We start from the raw sequence: 17657 nt of genomic DNA on the forward strand, positions 1-17657 counted from the left end.
CACTGCCAGCGGTTTCGCCGCCGCGGAAGTGGCGCGGCGTTATCGATTTCATTCCCGGCCGTTTGAGGCCCGCAGCATAAAGCGAACGGCGCGACGACCCGCAACGTTCCAGGCGGGCCTATTCCGGCGCGAGCCGGTGGTGTCAAACGGCGGCGCTGGGGATGAGCAAGGTCGAAGCCTCGCCTCGGTCGTAACGCACCGTCGGCGCCTGCATTGCGACGATCTCCTCGCCCACCGTCGGGTGCACGGCCATGACAGACATGAAGTCTTTCATGGTGGCTCCGCTGCCCACGGCAATCGCCAGCACCTGGATCATCTCGCCGGCCTCCTCTGCAAAAAGATGGATTCCGAGTATCCGGTCCGTCTCGCAATCCACAATGACCTTCACAAGCGAGGCCTCGCAGTCGCCCGTCACGACGGCCTTCAGCGGCCGGAAGCGGACCTTGTAGACGTCGACAGCAGGGTACTGCGCCCTCGCTTCAAGTTCGGTCAGGCCGACGGTGCCGATCTCCGGGCTGGAGAAGACGGCGGTTGGCACGTTGGAGTAGTCGACCTGCCAAGCTTTCCCGCCGAACACGCTGTCGGCGAACGCCTGGCCTTCGCGGATCGCGACGGGCGTCAGGTTGAACCGGTTCGACACGTCACCCACGGCGTAGATGCTCGGAATATTCGTGCGGGAGCTCGCGTCGACAACGATTGAGCCGTTTGCCCCAGTTTTGACCCCAGCGCGGTCGAGTCCGAGCGAAGCCGTGTTCGGCGTGCGACCGAAGGCTAGCATCACCTGGTCAGCCACCAGCCTCCCGCCCTGTTCGGTCGTAACGTCGATTCTTCCTGCACGGTCGCCACCGCCGGCGTGCTCGTTCCGCCGCTCAAGGCGGCGGATACTGTCGCACAGCATGAGCTTGATGCCACGATTCGTGTAGGACGCGGCGACGGCCTGGCGCACGTCCTCATCAAAGCCGCGAAGGACATTGCTTCCGCGGCAGACGACGGTGACATCGCTTCCCAACGCCGCAAACAGGCCGGCGAACTCCATCGCGATGTATCCCGCGCCGCCGATCACAAGCTTCCTCGGAAATGTCTTCAAGTCGAAGACGGCATCCGAGGTGATGCCGAGCTCGATGCCGTCGAAGTGAGGTAGTTCGGGCCGTGCGCCTGTCGCAATCAGGATCGTGCGCGCGCGTACGCGGCGGCCGTCTTCGACAAGGCGCACCGTGTGTGCGTCCTCGAGCACGGCGCGCGACCTCACGACCTCGACGCCCGCACTCTCTTGACCGGTGCCGTACAGCCGTTCCAGCCGTGCGATCTCGCGGTCCTTCGCGGCGACCAACGAGGGCCAGTCGAAATGCGGGAGTGACAGGCGCCAGCCGAATTCCGCGGCCTCATCGAAGGTGTCGCTGAAACGGCTCGCGTAGACGAACAGCTTTTTCGGCACGCAGCCGCGGATAACGCATGTTCCTCCGAGCCGATACTCCTCGGCGAGCATCACTTTGGCGCCGTATCGCGAAGCGACGCGCGCAGCGCGGATGCCTCCTGACCCGCCACCGATCACGAACAGGTCGACATCGAACGCCGCTTCACGGGAATGCCCCGAACGCCTGGCCGCCGATGTCGACACGCGTGGGAGTCCCTGCAATAAATCCGTGTCCCTCAAATCAGCATCCAATCCATTCTGTGCGGGAGGTCGAAATGTGTGGCAGATCGCATTCTCCGCGCACACACAGGACAGGCGTGCGCCTAGAACGGTTCAGCGTTTCAGTCGCCGATCCCCTCCAACTCTTTGTTTTTACGCAATTCCGGGAGAAAACCGCTATGCACTTTTCCTGGAATTGCTCTAAAGCGCGTCGCGTTTGAACGGATTCAAGCGACCCGCTTTAGGTCTTTGTTTTTATGGGTGTCGTCCTCCCAAAACCGAGGTCACTTTCGGGCGACATGCACTAGATCTGCTCTCACTCTGGATTCGAACGGTCAGGGTTCCTAGCGCACGCGCCGCCACTTCGGACTTGCGGCGTCCGGTTTTGGACTTTCGGCAACGGTCAGCGCGGCCGTGCGGCCTCGCGCAGGAACCACGCTCTCTTCTCGGCCGCGTCTATGTAGCCTTCCAGGAGGCTTGCGGTGGCAACGTCCTCCAGGTCGTCGCAGAGCTTGTGTGCCTCCCGCATCGAGGCGGCCAGCGCCTTGTTGTCCTCCATGAGCTCGGCGAGCATCGCGCCCGGCGCGACGTCCTCGGCCTCGTTATCCGCGATGGTCCGCAGCCGCGCCGCCTGGCCAAGCGAGCGGATCGTCGTTCTGCCGGCCGCGCGCACACGCTCGGCGAGCGGGTCGATCACATCGAGAATGCCGCTCGCCTGCTCGTCCAGCATGAGATGGTAGTCCCGGAAGTGGGGGCCGCTCACGTGCCAATGAAAGTTCTTGGTCTTCAGGTAGAGCGACAGAGCGTCGGCCAAGACCTGGTTTATCTTCCCGGAGAGCGTTGCAAGCGAGTTTCGCTCGATTGGTAGGTCTTGCTCCCCGTTCGGCAACTCTTCAACGTTCGTCGTCATGTCAGCAGTCCTTTCACTTAGCGCGTTGCGTACTGATTGGTCGCCGGCCTACAGGCCGAGTTCGGTGAGCGACGGATTGCCCGCAGCCGTCAACCGCCGGTGAAAGCGGCGATCGCTTCCTTGATTTTCGCTACGGCGTAGCCGCCGACCTGCTCGAGCTCGACATGGGGGAGGTTCGGCATCTCGTCAGTCGCGACGCCGCACGCGACGATCGCAGGACCTGGGCACGCAAACGCCTCGATCAAGGTCGCCTCGAGCAGCGCCGGATCGCGCACCGTGAAACCCTGCGCGCCGCAGGCACGCCCTAGCGCTGCGTAATCGGGGTTGGTGAATTCGATTGCCTTGCGGAACGGGAGTATCGCCACGCTCTGTGCCTCGAGCGTTATGAGCCCGAAGGCCGCATTGTCGAAGACCACGATTTTGACGGGCAGGTGGTGGTGTACCGCCGTGAGGAATTCGCTCATCAGCATGTTGAAGCCGCCATCTCCGGTGAGGACGATCACCTGTCGGGACCTGTCGAGCGCCTGAATGCCGTTGGCTTGCCCTAAGGCCGTGCCGACGGCGGCGTTGTTGAACGAGCCGACAATGCGCTGCTTGCCGCTCTGTCTAATCCAGTTGCCCGACCACAGCGTGTTGAGGCCGGTATCGAAGACGAACACGGCGTCGTCCTTCGCAAGGTCGCTGACCATGCGGGCAACCGCTTGCGGATGGATCCTGTCGCGGCTGCGCATCAAGTCGCTCTGCTTGTCGAGGAGCTCGTCCCAAGCGCGGCGACCGCGCGCGACCTTGTCGAAGAAGGCGCTTCCGGTCTTCTGTCGCACTCTGCGCAGGAGGGTGGAGAGTGTCGGCCGTACCGAGCCCACTACGCCGAGTGCGGTCGGCGCGCGCCGACCGATCGCCGCAGCCCGCTCGTCGATCTGGATGACGTTCCCGTGCGCGGGCAGGAAGTTTGAATAGGGGTAGTCCGTGCCGACCATGAGCAGGAGCTCGCAGTCCTGGACCGCAGCGTAGGCCGGCTTGCTGCCGATCATGCCAAGGCCGCCCATCCAGCGCGGATCATCGTAGGCGATGATCTCTTTGCCGCGGACCGTGTGGACGAGCGGCGCCTTCAGGCGGTCCGAGAGGTCTCGGAGCAGGTCGGCCGAGCCCCGGCACCCCGCCCCGCAGAGGATGGCGACCGAGCCTGCCGCGTCGATGCGGCGCGCGACCGCGTCAATTCCGGGCTCGGCCGGCGCGATCTCGGCGCGCGGGCCGAGCGTCGCCACACTCGAGACAGCGTGCTCGACCTTGCTGGACAGGACGTCTTGGGGGAGGGTCAGGTGCGCGACCCCGGGCCCTGCGTATGCAGACGAAATCGCCTGATGGATCACGCTGGGCGCCTGCGCCGGCGCGGTGATCGTTTGAGTGTAGAGCGATACGTCTCGGAAGAGCAGGTCCGGCTCCGTCGACTGGTGGTAGTCGATGCCCTTCAGGCGTCGCGGCATCTCCCCCGACAATGCCAGGACGGGAGCGTGGTCGCGCGCAGCCTCGTAGAGGCCCGCGACGAGATGCGTGCTGCCTGGCCCCGTCGTTCCGGCGCACACGGCGAGCCGGCCGGTCAGCTTCGCTTGGCCGGCCGCGGCAAGCGCGGCGCCCTCTTCGTGCCGTACGCCGATCCATTCTATCTTGCTCTGGCGCACGGCATCGCCCAAAGGGTTCAGCGAGTCTCCGATCAGGCCAAAGACCTGCTTTATGCCGACCTCGTCGAGGACGTCGACAAGGGCCTCTGCGACAGTACGCGACATGGATTACTTCCGTGGTTGGCCTGCTTTCGTCGAAATGACCGCCGGGTCCGGGCCAATGCCGCGGCGTCACTGCCAAAGCCTTGCGCTTTTGCACTAAGCGGCTCGTTGTACAGCAGGACTTAGCCGCGCGGTGATAACCCTGCGTTATGAATAACATGCCCCGGTGTGTTCCGGACCTGAGTGGCCAACCCGAAGGCAGCATCGCTTTTCGATGGAGTCCGGAACCAAGTTGTGGACGACGGGCGCGAGGCCCGTCGCTAATCAAGAGCGTCGGCCCTAGTGGTTTGCGCCACCCAGCGGCTTTAGGTTCGCGCAAAATTCCGCATAAGGTTTGCTCATCGCTTCATCCTGGCACTCTTTCATCATCGAGTCCTGGTCGCTCTTCGACATGCTTTTCCAAGCGGCCTCGAATTCGATCTTCGGTTTCATCGTTTTCATCGATGCATCAGTGAAGAACGGCTCCATCATCGCTGGCGAGTCGAGAGCGCCTGCGAAAGCCCCGCCACCGAGTGTCGAGAGAGCCAATGCTCCAAACAGGATGGGTCTCAGGTTCATGAATAGGATTCCTTCTAGCTTGCGAGAATTCTCAGCTGCGATTGTGTATTTGCCCCAGGAATCGAAAATTGCGTTGTTTCTGGCGCGCTCAGAGTTCGCCCGAAGTTGCCAATCCAAGCCAATGAAAACGTCGTATGGATTTCATGCCAGTCTGGAATTGTAGGCGACGAATTTCTCCACTTCGGCCAAGAAAATGATGTCCGAAATCAAAGATCACGACAGTCGGATACCGGCTGCCAGCCTTCAGGCCGCCTGGGTGCGTGAAGGACGCGAGCGGTTATCGATTGGATGCCCTCTTTCTATGATCCGGCTTCGCCGGCGAGCGCTACTCTCGTGCCGCGGCCCCGGTCGGTTGGAGGACAGCGAAGATGGCTATGGAGCGGGCGGTGCTGGCGGGCGGATGCTTCTGGGGCATGCAGGACATGTTCGATCGCCTAAGAGGCGTCGTGTCGACGCGGGTCGGCTATACCGGCGGCGACGTTCCCAATCCGAGCTACGGCAACCACCAGGGCCACGCCGAGGCAATCGCGATCGTCTTCGATCCCGGGGTCGTAAGCTACCGGACTGTCCTGGAATACTTTTTCCAGATCCACGACCCGACGACTTACGAGCAGCAGGGGAGCGACTTCGGACCGAGCTACCGCTCCGCGATCTTCTACACGGACCAAGATCAGAAAGAGACGGCGCTTGAAACGGTCGCCGAAATCGAAGCTTCTGGCTTGTGGCCCGGTCCCGTGGTCACCGAAATCAACCCCGAGGAGCGGTTCTGGCTGGCCGAGCCCGAGCACCAGGACTACCTGCAACGGCACCCGGGCGACCACAGCTGTCATTTCATCCGGTCGAGCTGGCGACTGCCGTCGGCTCATGCATCCCCGAAGTTGCCAACCACCAAGGGGCCGGAGAACTGACCCGCCCGCTCGAGCAATTGCAGGAAAAAGTGCGTAGCGGTTTTCCGTCCTGAATTGCATGAAAACAAAGAGTTAGAGCGGCGTCTTCATCAAACGCAGAACCCGTCTAGCGCCGATGCTGAGTCAGGGCGAGGCTCGTTGCTAGGCTGATGGCGGCGGGAAAACGTCGGCCCCGCAGTGCCGGCGCATAATAGCGGTGGCAGCCTCGAACTGCTCTGCATCGACGGGGTGGACGATCAACACAATGCCGCCGTTGAGGATCTGGCTCTCGGCCCACTCATGCACGTGGGCTTCGTGTCGCTGGCCCAATAAGGCTGCCAGCCCGCCCACACCACCTCCGGAAGCCAACCCCGCCAGCAGAGCCGGAGCGGCTGCTCCGCTCGTCGCTGCCAAGACGGCACCGGCGCCGGCGAGCGACGCGACAGTGGCCGCGAGCGAGGTCGCAAGCGTGCGAACCTGCTGCCGATCGTCGCTCAAGCCGATCTCGATGCGAGGCAGCTGCCTGATGTCGCAGCCGACGGCGCCCGCACAGGACGCCGCTATCTCCTCCTGCGCCAGAAAGCTTATACGAGCGCGGTCGATCCCCGCGGCTCCCAACTCGCTTACAGCAGCCTCGAATTCAACTTCGCTTTGCAGCGCGCCAATGACCTCTCGCAACTCGCTCACTATCGGTATCCTCTAAACTTGCTTTCCTGTCTTGAAGGCCTCGGCCCGTGGCGCACACGGCGCCCGCCTCTCACGAGTAGTCACCGCCGCTCTGCTGAGTGAGGTTGCCGAGGTAGTCGCGCTTCCCGATCTTCGCTCCGAGGTGCCGGAGGATCGCGTGCGCAATCGAGATGTGGAAGAAGAAGTCGGGCAGCACCAGGTGCCGGATGTAGTCGTCTCCGCCATACCATCCGCGCACGATTGGCGGCGTCAGCTCGTATGTATGGGACTGCGCGCCGGCAATCTCGTCCGGCTGCACGTTTTGCAGGAAACCGCGAGTCTCAAGGAGCCGTCCCTTCAACGCTGGATACATCATCGGGGTGTTGCGGGGTGCTGGCGGGTCGCGCTGCATCAACTTCGCCATGTGCGCGTCGACCTTGTTGCAGCTTACGGAGAATTGTTCTCCAAAAGTGAGCATGTCGGGCGCGAGCCGCTCGCCAAGGATCCTCCCAGGCTCAAACCCCTTGGCCCGCTCGAGCGCCTGGGCACGGTCGAGGTAGTCGTCCATCACGTTCAGTCCATGTACCATGACAGGAACTGTGATGTCATAGACCGATAAGGACACGCTGACCTCCATGCGATCGTTGTATTCTGAACCGCGGTCGAACCCGAAGGTCGTTAACCGAAACGAATGTCACAATAAGCCCTTCGATCTTCCAGCCCGCCGGACAATGGCCTCGGCGAAACCGCGGCGAGAAGGGGAGCTCCTAAGCGTGAGGCCGCCTAGTGACGCAGGACGGGATATCCGTTCACGTAAATCCAGTCGGTGACCTTGGCCGGCACGTGACAGCCCTGGCAATCGGTATGGTCGTTCGGTCGAGCTGGTCTTGAGCGGCTTGTCCGCGTCGAACCACGACCATCCCCGCCCGTCGCCCCACAACGGGTTGCCGGAAAGGTTTCCTTGCTGTCTTTCACCATGACGAACCAGGCCTTCAGCCTGTCGGTATAGCTTACTGTGCCGGTGGTCATCTCGTTCGTCGAGGTCGCGAGGACCTCTTTCACCAGAACGGTGCCTTCCGGGAAGTGCCCCGTCTTCCGGTAGGCATCGATCGCCCCCCGGGGCCGCGTAGACGGCGTGCATTTCCTTCGAGCTTTGGCCGCTGTCGGCGGCAATCGCCCCGCTCCCGAGCGCTTGGTAGAGGGTTCGGTAATCTGCCGGCACCCGCAGGTGCCCGGCCGCGTCCACCACTTTCGCGGTCGGGTCGGCCGGAGCCGCTCCGCTGATCTCAGCGAGCGCCGCCACGGTGCCGGCGATCAGCGAGGCGGCGGCAGCCAGTCCGACAGTCTTCGATAAATTCATGGGGAACTCCTTTGCTGCCCGCGCGCCGCACGGCGGGCCGGCGCAATGGCTTCAATCAATGTCGATGCGGCCGCGGTGCTCGGCCGGTCGAGCAGACCCGAAGATCGGACACAGCCGACGAAATTAGAAATTCCCTTTGGACATGCATTCGATAGTCATGGGTATCGTCGTCCAAAAGCGCTGTGCGCGCCGACGTTCGGTCCATCTGCGATCAGCCATCGAGGAGCGCGCCGTACTCTGGGTGCCGGCGGCGTAGGTGAGTATAACGGGCACTTCGCGATCACTCTTTTGCCATCGCGTCGCAACGCTTCGAAAACGCCATGCGCCAATCGCGATCCGTACCCCTGGCCGGACCGCTCTTGCGGCACGTCCGTGTAGAGCAGAGCGACGCGGCCGTCTTCGACCTTGTGGTACGCGACCGCGAGCGCACCGTCGCCCAGCGGCATTTCAAACCGGCTCCTGGCTGGATTGTCCCGGATGTCGCTTTCCACCTTCTGTCTGCCTCGCTCATCAAGAAGTTAGCAGGCCCATCAGCGACGGTCTGCCGCAGCGAGCCTGATACATAGATGCCGTTCCTCGTATTCGGGGGTGTTCCATGTTTTCGGGCCGTCTTTTCGTCCGCTCAGTGATCCCGCTGTACAGCCGCGCTGCGACGCGCACGGGATGACGGGCAAGGACTAGGACGACGACTTCAGTGAATCCGTATCGAACGGCAGGCTGCGCAGGCGCTTGCCCGTGGCGGCGAAGATCGCATTGGCCACCGCGGCACTGACAATGGCTGTCGCAGCTTCACCAATGCCACCTGGAGCCTCTGCGTTCTTAATCAAGTGCGTCTCCACCACCGGCACCTCGTCGATTCGCATCGGCAGATAGCTGTCGAAATTGCTCTGCTCGACGCGTCCATCCTTGAAGGTGATCGAGCCATGGAGCGCCGCGGTCAGCCCGAAAAGCGTTCCACCGTGAATCTGTGCTTCGATCGTGTCGGGATTGACGTAGATGCCGCAATCAATCGCACAGACGATCCGCTTGACTTTAACAGAGCCATCGGGCGCCACTTCGACCTCGGCGACCTGCGACGCGTAGCTTCCATATGCGAATTGTACCGAAATGCCGCGGCCATGCCGCGCGGGAAGTGCTGATCCCCACCCTGCTTTTTCCGCGGCGAGCGACAGAACGGCAAGCGCTCGGGGATTGTGACCAAGCAATCCCTTGCGATAGGCGACCGGATCCTGCTTCGCGGCATGCGCGAGCTCATCCATGAAACTTTCGACCACAAAGACATTGTGTGTCGGTCCGACGCCGCGCCACCAAGACGTCCGGACACCAGGAGGCTCGACCCGCACATAGTCGACGTGAATATTGGGCAGCGCATAGGGCGGCGCTGCAGCCGCTTCCACGGCATCGGGGTCCAATCCGTCCTTGACGTAAGGGGGATAATAGCGCGCCATGACTGAGGAGCCGGCTATCCGATGCGTCCAGGCAACCGCTTTGCCGGCCACATCAAGCCCGGCCGATAGCCGGTCGAGATAGTACGGCCGATACATATCGTGCTGGATGTCTTCCTCGCGGCTCCAGATCACCTTCACCGGGCCATCGACGTGCCTGGCGATCTTGACGCCCAGAATCGTCCCATCGGGTTCCAGCCTTCGGCCGAAGCCACCGCCAATGAGATGATTATGAATTTTGATTGCATCCTTCGGCAGGCCGGTGAGTTCGGCCACCTGAGACTGCGTGATCGTAGGCGCTTGTGTCCCGACCCAGATGTCGCAGCGATCCTTCTGCAGATGAACGGTGCAGTTCATCGGCTCCATCGCCGCGTGGGCCAGGAAAGGCACCTGATAGATGGCGTCAACCCGTTGCGCCGCCTCCGCAAGAGCCTTCGCTGCATCGCCATCGTTACGGGCAACCGCGCCCGGTTTTTTGGATTCCTCCTCCAATTGTTTGACGATATCGGCGTTGCTGACCTTGCCGTTCGGCCCGTCGTCCCAGGTGATGGCGGCGGCCTCGAGCCCCTTCTTCGTCGCACCCGTGTGGTCCGCCAACACGGCAACAGCTTCACCGATATTGACCACCTGCCGGACGCCCTTCACCGTCAGCACGGCCTTCTCGTTCACCGTTTTCGCCTCGCCTCCGAGCACGGGCGAAATAGCAACCGCTGCGATTTTCAAACCTGGCAGCCGCGTATCGATGCCGTAGAGCGCGCGTCCATCGACCTTTATCGACGAATCCACGCGCTTGGCACGCGTGCCGATCAGGGTGAAATCCTTCGGATCCTTCAATTCGACGTCTGCCGCAGGCGGCACAGGCAATTTCGCCGCGGCCTTCGCAAGTTCGCCGTAGCTCAGATGCTTCGAGCCCGACGCATCGAACACGGTGCCGTCCTTGGCGCGGCAAGTCGCTGGATCGACATTCCAGCGCTTTGCGGCTGCCGCAATCAGCAGATTACGACCCACTGCCCCTGCCTGACGCAGCGGTGTCCAGAAGGCGCGCACAGAGGCGGAGCCACCTGTATTTTGAATGCCTATGATCGAATTGACGTAAAGCGCATGATTTGGCGGCGCATGCTGAACCTCAATCTGGTCAAGCTTCACTTCCAGTTCTTCAGCGAGAAGCATCGAGAGCGACGTGTAAACCCCCTGTCCCATCTCGATCATCGGAATGACCAGGGTCACGGCGCCAGTTGGATTGATCCGTATAAATCCGTTCGGCGCGAAAGTACCCGTAACCTCGTTTTCGACCACCTGCGACGCAGACGCCGCGAAGACGGACGTCGTGCTTGCGCCGGTCAGCGCAAAGCCAAGCACCAAACCTGTGCCCTGAAGGAAGGCGCGCCGCGACATCGCTGTTTCTTCGGCAATCTGCTCTCTCGGGATAAGCCTGTTCACGATCTCAAACTCCCGCAGCGTGCTTGATCGCAGCGCGGATGCGCTGATAGGTGCCGCATCGGCAGACATTGCCCGACATGGCGGCGTCGATGTCGTCATCCGTCGGCTTCGGCGTGTCCTTCAACAGCGCCGCTGCCGACATGATCTGGCCGGACTGGCAGTAGCCGCACTGTACCACCTCCAGTTCCAGCCATGCCTTCTGCAAGGCCGCGCCCTGTGGCGCCTGGCCGATCGCCTCGATCGTGGTGACCGCGCTATCGCCGACGCTGTCAACCGGCGTCTGGCAGGAGCGGACCGGCTGACCGTCGAGATGCACGGTGCAGGCGCCGCACAGTGCCTGGCCGCAGCCGAACTTGGTGCCGGTCATGCCGAGTACGTCGCGCAGCACCCACAAAAGCGGGATGTCGCCGTCGACATCGACCTCACGGGGTGTTCCGTTGATCCTTAACGTGAAAGCCATGCATGCCTCTCGGGGCTGGCGCTGATGGATGCGGCCGGCCGACATGACAACGGTCGGCCGGTTGCGTGGATCGATGGGGAGCGTGCCGCTCAGGGACGAACACGGATGACCGTTTTCCCCGCGCGTCGCTCGGTCGAGTTGAAGGCGGCGATCGCCTCGTCGAGGGTCGCGACTTTGCCGATGTTCGTCCGCAGCCGTCCGTCCCGCACCCGCTGGACGATCTCGCTCAGCTGGCCCCGATCGGCCTCGACGACGAAGTCAACCGTCAGGCCGTCGGCAGGCCGCGCCTCGGTCGGGCCGACGACGGACACCAGCGCTCCTCCGGCTCGAATCAGGCCTGCGGACCGCTTCTGGATCTCGCCGCCGATGACATCGAACACCAGATCGACGCCGCGCACGTCTTCCAGGATGTCCTTGTCGAGGTCAACGAACTCCTGCGCGCCGAAGTCGAGCGCCTTCTGACGGTCAGCGGCGCGTCCGGTGCCTATGACGTAGGCGCCGGCCTCTCGTGCGAGCTGCGTCACCATCGACCCGACGGCGCCGGCCGCACCATGCGCGAGGACGCTCTGTCCCGCCTGAAGACGGCCGTGCTGAAACAGTCCCTGCCACGCGGTCAGGCCCGAGATCGGCAGGCTAGCGCCCACCGTGAAGTCGACATCGCCCGGCAATGGCGCGAGGTTGCGAGCCTCGACGGCTATATACTCCGCCAGGGTGCCGTCGCGATGCCAGTCGGCGAGGCCGAACACCCGCTGTCCTATCGACAGCCCCGTCGTGCCGTAGCCGAGAGCGATGACCACTCCGGCCAGCTCGTGGCCCGGAATCGACGGTGTTCGGTCACGGTTGCTGCGATCGGTCCAGGTCGAGGGCCACGCCAACTCAGTCCCGACGAATCCCGAAGCATGAATCTGAACGACGACGTCGTTTATCGCTGCCGGCGGCTCGGGTCGCTCGGCCAGCTTCATCCCGGCCGTTCCCGCGGCCTGGTCCGTCACAACGATTGCCTTCATGTGAATTGTCTCCTCGATTATTTGTGTCTTTGGTGGAAATGCTGCGGGATGGCGCATGTCGCTCACGGACGAATGCGGATGATCGTCTTGCCCGTGCGTCGCTCGGTTGGGTTGAAGGCGGCGACGGCATCGCCGAGGGTCGCGATGTTGCCGATGTTCGTGCGCAGTCGTCCGACCCGCACCCGCTGGACGATCTCACCCAGTTGGACACGATCGGGCACGAGAACAAAGTCGATCGTCAGGCCGTCGGCGGGCCGCGCCTCGGTCGGCCCGGCGATGGTCACCAGTGTTCCTCCGGCTCGAATCAGGCCTGCGGACCGCTTCGCGATGTCGCCGCCGATGACATCGAACACCAGATCGACGCGGCGCACGTCTTCCAGGATGTCGTTCTCTAGGTCGACAAATTCATTGGCACCGAAATCGAGCGCCTTCTGACGGTCGGCGACGCGTCCGGTGCCGATGACGTAGGCGCCGGCCTCCCCTGCGAGTTGCGTCACCATCGAACCGACTGCCCCGGCCGCGCCGTGCACGAGGACGCTTTGTCCCGCCTGAAGGCGTCCGTGCTGGAACAGTCCCTGCCATGCGGTCAGGCCCGGCATCGCCACGCTCGCGCCCACCGTGAAGTCGATGTCACCCGGCAGCGGCGCGAGGTTGCGTGCCTCGACGGCCACATACTCTGCCAGAGTGCCGCCGCGATACGAGTCCGAGAGGCCGAATACCCGCTGTCCCACCGACAGCCCTGTCGTGCCGTAGCCGAGAGCGGTGACCATTCCGGCCAGCTCCTGCCCGGGAATCGACGGCGTCCGCTCGCGGCCGAGGCGATCGGTCCAGGTCGAGGGCCAGGTCAGCTCACCCGAGGTGAAGCCCGACGCATGAACCTGAACGACGACGTCGTTTATCGCTGCCTGCGGCTCGGGCCGCTCGACCAGCTTCATCCCGGCCGTTCCCGCGGCCTGGTCAGTCACCACGATCGCTTTCATGGGAATTGTCTCCTCGGGTATTTGTCTGTTTGTGGATATGATCCAGCAATAGAAAGCTCGTTCGACATCTCATGCCCGGGGCCATGGTTAGTGTCCGAAGCAAGCCCTCGCTTCTCGAACAGTTCGGTGCGGGGCAGGGCTTGAGCAGTGACCCATCAGCATACACCACGTTCGCCGTCGGGTCCGCTGAGCCGCCTCGCTGATCTACGCGAGCGTCGCCACGGCGGCTGCGACCAGCGAGACGGCGACAGCCAGGCCGACAGTCCTCGATAATTTCATGGGGGCTCCTTTGCTGCCCGCGGGCCGCACGGCGGCTCAGTGCAATGGCTTCAAATCAATGTCGACACAGGCGCTTGTTCGGCCAGCCCCAGTGACCATAGGATCGGACGCAGCCGGCGAAATTAGAAATTCCCTTTGGACATGCATTCGATAGGCGTGGGGTATCATCGTCCAAAAGCGCTGTGCGCGCCGGCGGCCCGTCGGGCCGTGATCAGCGACCAGCCCTCAAGGAGTGCGCCGTATTCGGGCGACGTAGGGGCCATAATGGCGAGCGGACCCCCAAGGGCTGCCTCGGACACAGCGCCGCTTTGGCCTGTTCCACACTCACCGAACCAGTCAGCTAGGAACTCGCACGCAACCGCAAACGCTTCAGGCAGCAGCTACGCGACCGGTTTGACGAGACGCTGGTAACGGCTCCCCCGCCAGCGGGCATGACCAGCGACGATGCTGCCTCGCTCATGATCTCACCTAAGCCAGGGCTTGGCCGTCCAGGCGAAAGTCGGCTTCTCGCGGGAGACCTCCCGTCCAACTTAGGATTCCGCCCTCCCGCAAACGGCCACCCTGCCGTTTCGTATGCAACCGCTGCCGGGCGCCTCCTGGCCGTTGCAGCTCGGCCGCCTTGTCCCGGATACGGTTGGTAAGCGGGCGAGTCATGTGTCTGGACGAACGGCGACGGATTGTGGATTCGCGGCGCGATCCGCGGACTTACTCTTCTAGCGCGGCGGCATGCGGCCCGCCCGCGGCACTCCCGTGTAGGCCATCGGAGGAAACGCGCGTCGATGCACGATCTGACTGCTACGCCGTCCCACCTCGTCTGCCAGGGCGTGCAGCGCATGCGGGTGCACGATTTCATTCCCGGCACGGACAACACCGCTTACCGCTTCTTCCATCGAAGCGGACGGTCGAAGTCACGGAGTAGATTTGTTTGATGCCGCTTCAACAAGCGCAATTGCTGCCGTTAGGTTTCCCCCTTACTTCCTGGGCTTTCGCGATCCGGATCTGGCTGGCGGCAATCCTGGCATTGTACATAAGCTTCTGGCTTTCGATCGAAATGCCGTCGATGGCGTTAATCACGGTCGCAATCGTCGCAGAACCGACTCGCGGCCAAGCCCTTGATAAGGCGGTCTTTCGTGTGCTCGCGACGGTTATCGGCGTTGCGGTTTCCATTGCCATAACAGGGCTTTTTTCCCAGACGCGGGATCTTTTGCTGATAGCTTATGCCGGGTGGATAGGCCTTTGCGTGTACGTCGCACTCCTTCTCGACGGCAATCGCGCTTACGCGGCGGTCCTGTCGGGCTTCACGGTGGCTTTGGTTGCGATCCAGGAGATCGACAATCCGGGACACGTGTTCGAGGCGGGCATGATGCGCGGCGCAGCAATCCTCATCGGAATCGCATCCCTAACGATTGTCAACGACCTGTTATTGGCACCCAACCGTCATACGAGGCTCGCGACGCAACTGGCGGACATCCATCGCCGGGTTGGGAACTATGCCAAATCGGCGATCCTCGGTGAGGTCACGCAGCCAATGGAATCCGCTGCTCTGCTCGCTGAAATTTCCTCGCTTCGGGCGGACACTTCGAGCCTGGTGTTTGAGTCGAGTAACGGCCCAGCTAGAAGCGTCGCGGGCCATAACGCGGCAGTTGCGCTCGTGGCAGAGCTGCATGCCGCGCGGAGCCTGAATGTCCTGCCGGTGGTCGCTGATGGGGCAACATCGGAGAGGATAGCGCGCGCGCTTGAGCGCGACGAAAGCATACTCCCATCGTCGACGGTCATGTGGAGGGCCAATGCGAAAAGCAACACAGATACAACCGCATCGCTGGCCTGGACAGTTGAGGAGTTGTTCAGGAGAGATGAGCAGGCTCGACAGAATCTTGCTGCCCTGCACACTGACGAACGTCCTTCGTGGCATTGGCGTCCGCTGATCTATCGATCCCACCGAGCAGCGGTTGAGGGTGGTATTCGAGCAGCGATCTGGGTTGCGTTGGCGGGGATGTTGCTTGTGTATGCGGGCTGGCCCGCTGCGAACACTTCCCTTGCCCTCGTCGGAACCTTCGTCGGCCTTGGGGCAACTACGCCCAATCCACGCGCGACGACCGCCCTGGCGCTGGTGGCGGCGCCCATCGGCGGTTTTCTGGCGGGGCTTCTCAAGTTCGCCGTCCTCGATGGCGTTGACGCCTTCCCGTTGCTTGCGATCGCACTTGCTCCTCTCATGATCGGAGCGGGTCTCCTAATAACGTTGCCCAATCGCATAATGGCTGCTCTCGGTCGATTTGTCCTCATATTCACCTTGGTAATAGTCTCGTTGACCAATCCGCAGACCTATAACGGACAGTCGTACATCTTCTTCTTTCTTTTTGCTTGCGTTGCACCCGGCGTGTTGTTGGCGATGCAAGTTCTTGTGCCTCCAATCTCACAAGAGCGGCGGAAACGCTTGATGTTGTCATCTGTTCGCCAAGAGTTCGCTCAAGCGCCATCCCGCGATCGGCGACATGAGCCAGAGGAGGAGATGTTTCGTGACGCGGGAAGGATCGGTCAGATCCTGTCCGCGGGAGGGAACGCTCCGAATAGCGCGGAGACGATCGAGGAGGTGCTTTCCCATTTCGACCAATCTTCGATTATCCGGTTGTGCGACGACAAGCTGAAGAAGCTCGCCGGCGGGCCGTCAAGCGTCTTGGTTGAAGAGGTGCGTGCTTCGTTCAAGAAGCGCGCGCCGCAGGCACTTCGCGCCGCGGCCCAGCTCTTATGTCAGGCGTCGCCGTCAGATCATGCTGTGGCTCAACTCTGCGCCGCGCTCATGGTCGCGAGCTACCACATCGAGGCGGGGCTCGGACGACGCGTTCATCTCGGGGAGGCTCCCTGATGGCCCATACCTTCGGCGAATTGGTTATCGGCGGCGTTTTGGTCGCGCCGTTCATCACCTATGCGGTGCTGGCTCTCTTTGTCGTGCTTCTGATCAGGCCGCTTCTGCGCCTTGTCGGATTTTCTCGGATCTTCAGCAATGCGGCGGTTGCCGAGCTCAGCCTCTACGTGACCGTTCTGGGTCTGCTCGTCTTGTTTTTTTGAAGGAAATTTTTCATGCAGGCCGCCCGGCAAGATCAGACGATCGATCGAGGAGAACAACGGTCCGATTCTTTGTCGGGGTCGATGCCTGCGCTCAGTGCGGTTGCGCGTGCCAAATCCGAGGAGCCTCCACCATACGAGCAGAAGCCTGTCGTACCGCCCCCCAAGCCACAAGTCGCCGGGCAAAGAGCCATGACGCGGTTTGTGCCGGCGCTATCGCGCAGAGCTGCGACGTTGGCGATCTTCCTTGTGGCGGTGCTCGTCTCACTGACGGTATGGGACCAGTATGTAATCGCGCCATGGACCCGCGACGGACGCGTGCGTGTTCAGGTCGCAAGCGTCGCACCTCAAGTGTCGGGTCAGATTACACGGCTGGTGGCTGTCGACAATCAATTCGTTCACAAGGGCGACATCCTCTACCAGATCGAACCCTTTGATTTCGAAGTTGCATTGCGCTCGAGCAAAGCGCTGCTGGAGCAAAGGGAAGCCGACGGTTACGTGAAGGATCGGCAGTCCGAACGGCGGAAGCGGCTATCGGATCTTGCCACCACGCGCGAGCAGCAACAGGTATTCGAAGGTAGCTCCCAACAGGCGAAAGCCGCGATCGATGCGGCGCGTGAACAGGTCGCCCAGGCAGATATCAATCTGAAGCGAACGGAGGTTCGTAGCCCGGTGAACGGCTATGTCACGAATCTTTTGTTACGAGTAGGCGACTATGCGCACGAGGGCGTCAGCAACATTTCCATCGTCGATACCGATAGCTTCTGGGTGGATGGCTATTTCGAGGAGACAAAGTTGGCGCAGCTGTGCATTGGCGATCGCGCCGAGGTCAAGTTGATGGGTTATTCTACCCCGATCGTCGGCCATGTGACGACGATCACTCGAGGCGTTAGCGTGTCCAACGCGGCGGTCGGCGCTCAGGGTCTCCCCAATGTTGACCCGGTCTACACCTGGGTACGGCTTGCACAACGAGTCCCGGTCAGAATTGCCATCGACAAGGTACCGCCTGGTATGCCGCTGGTCTCCGGCATGACCGGAACCGTAACGTTGCGCGACGGTTCTCGCGCTGAGGAGCAAGCATGGTTCTATCGAGCGAAGGCTGCGCTCGGGACGAGCCTCACGCACATCATAAATGGAGTATCGCCGCGACCTCACTGCATCGCGTCCGAGACTTGAGTGAGAGCGCGG

General features: G+C 62.3%; 16 protein-coding genes. 4 read left to right on the top strand and 12 right to left on the bottom strand.

Going from position 1 to position 17657, the window contains the following annotated elements:
* Positions 1–142: 142 nt before the first annotated feature.
* The 4 genes from gorA to LB533_RS14830 form a co-directional block, all read right to left on the bottom strand.
* On the bottom strand, positions 143–1618 hold the full coding sequence (gene gorA, locus LB533_RS14815; protein WP_224677523.1) for a glutathione-disulfide reductase: 1476 nt from the start codon (positions 1616–1618) through the stop codon (positions 143–145).
* Between the two features lie 418 nt (positions 1619–2036).
* Positions 2037–2543 (bottom strand): Dps family protein, encoded by a 507-nt coding sequence (locus LB533_RS14820; protein ID WP_224671865.1) that lies wholly within the window; start codon positions 2541–2543, stop codon positions 2037–2039.
* Between the two features lie 89 nt (positions 2544–2632).
* Positions 2633–4327, bottom strand: a complete 1695-nt coding sequence (locus LB533_RS14825) for a thiamine pyrophosphate-binding protein (RefSeq protein ID WP_224677524.1) — start codon at positions 4325–4327, stop codon at positions 2633–2635.
* 276 nt (positions 4328–4603) lie between these two features.
* A complete protein-coding gene (locus LB533_RS14830) occupies positions 4604–4882 on the bottom strand; it encodes a hypothetical protein (protein ID WP_224677525.1) in 279 nt (92 codons plus the stop codon).
* Between the two features lie 368 nt (positions 4883–5250).
* On the opposite strand from LB533_RS14830, the gene msrA reads away from it, so the two are divergent.
* On the top strand, positions 5251–5790 hold the full coding sequence (gene msrA, locus LB533_RS14835) for a peptide-methionine (S)-S-oxide reductase MsrA (RefSeq protein WP_224677526.1): 540 nt from the start codon (positions 5251–5253) through the stop codon (positions 5788–5790).
* A 141-nt stretch (positions 5791–5931) separates the two neighbouring features.
* Here the strand turns inward: msrA and LB533_RS14840 are convergent, their stop codons facing one another.
* The 8 genes from LB533_RS14840 to LB533_RS14875 form a co-directional block, all read right to left on the bottom strand.
* Complete coding sequence (locus LB533_RS14840; protein ID WP_224677527.1) at positions 5932–6456, bottom strand: hypothetical protein; 525 nt, start codon at positions 6454–6456, stop codon at positions 5932–5934.
* A 70-nt stretch (positions 6457–6526) separates the two neighbouring features.
* Entirely contained in the window at positions 6527–7072 is a 546-nt protein-coding gene (locus LB533_RS14845; RefSeq protein ID WP_140551834.1) for a DUF1993 family protein, read from the bottom strand.
* Positions 7073–7218: 146 nt separating this feature from the next.
* Positions 7219–7497, bottom strand: a complete 279-nt coding sequence (locus LB533_RS14850; RefSeq protein WP_318012439.1) for a cytochrome P460 family protein — start codon at positions 7495–7497, stop codon at positions 7219–7221.
* A 453-nt stretch (positions 7498–7950) separates the two neighbouring features.
* Positions 7951–8241, bottom strand: coding sequence for an N-acetyltransferase (locus LB533_RS14855; RefSeq protein ID WP_224677652.1), 291 nt, complete (start codon positions 8239–8241; stop codon positions 7951–7953).
* 231 nt (positions 8242–8472) lie between these two features.
* The gene (locus LB533_RS14860; protein WP_224677653.1) at positions 8473–10635 is read right to left on the bottom strand and encodes a xanthine dehydrogenase family protein molybdopterin-binding subunit; all 2163 of its coding nucleotides are present in this window, start codon (positions 10633–10635) and stop codon (positions 8473–8475) included.
* Between the two features lie 49 nt (positions 10636–10684).
* A complete protein-coding gene (locus tag LB533_RS14865; protein ID WP_224677529.1) occupies positions 10685–11140 on the bottom strand; it encodes a (2Fe-2S)-binding protein in 456 nt (151 codons plus the stop codon).
* An 89-nt stretch (positions 11141–11229) separates the two neighbouring features.
* Positions 11230–12147, bottom strand: a complete 918-nt coding sequence (locus LB533_RS14870; RefSeq protein ID WP_224677530.1) for an NADP-dependent oxidoreductase — start codon at positions 12145–12147, stop codon at positions 11230–11232.
* Between the two features lie 62 nt (positions 12148–12209).
* Positions 12210–13127, bottom strand: a complete 918-nt coding sequence (locus LB533_RS14875) for an NADP-dependent oxidoreductase (RefSeq protein WP_224677531.1) — start codon at positions 13125–13127, stop codon at positions 12210–12212.
* A 1207-nt stretch (positions 13128–14334) separates the two neighbouring features.
* On the opposite strand from LB533_RS14875, the gene LB533_RS14880 reads away from it, so the two are divergent.
* Genes LB533_RS14880 through LB533_RS14890 form a run of 3 tightly spaced genes read left to right on the top strand, consistent with a single transcriptional unit; the run spans position 14335 to position 17645 of the window.
* Positions 14335–16269, top strand: coding sequence for an FUSC family protein (locus tag LB533_RS14880; protein ID WP_224677532.1), 1935 nt, complete (start codon positions 14335–14337; stop codon positions 16267–16269).
* Positions 16269–16472 carry a DUF1656 domain-containing protein gene (locus LB533_RS14885; RefSeq protein WP_224677533.1) on the top strand — a complete coding sequence of 68 codons (204 nt, stop codon included), beginning with the start codon at positions 16269–16271 and terminating at the stop codon, positions 16470–16472. The genes LB533_RS14880 and LB533_RS14885 overlap by 1 nt, the downstream gene beginning before the upstream one ends.
* A gap of 12 nt (positions 16473–16484) precedes the next feature.
* Positions 16485–17645 carry an efflux RND transporter periplasmic adaptor subunit gene (locus tag LB533_RS14890; RefSeq protein WP_411970889.1) on the top strand — a complete coding sequence of 387 codons (1161 nt, stop codon included), beginning with the start codon at positions 16485–16487 and terminating at the stop codon, positions 17643–17645.
* Positions 17646–17657 lie beyond the last annotated feature (12 nt).

Origin of the sequence: Mesorhizobium sp. BR1-1-13, assembly GCF_020165515.1 — a bacterium.
Taxonomy (GTDB): Bacteria; Pseudomonadota; Alphaproteobacteria; order Rhizobiales; family Rhizobiaceae; genus Mesorhizobium.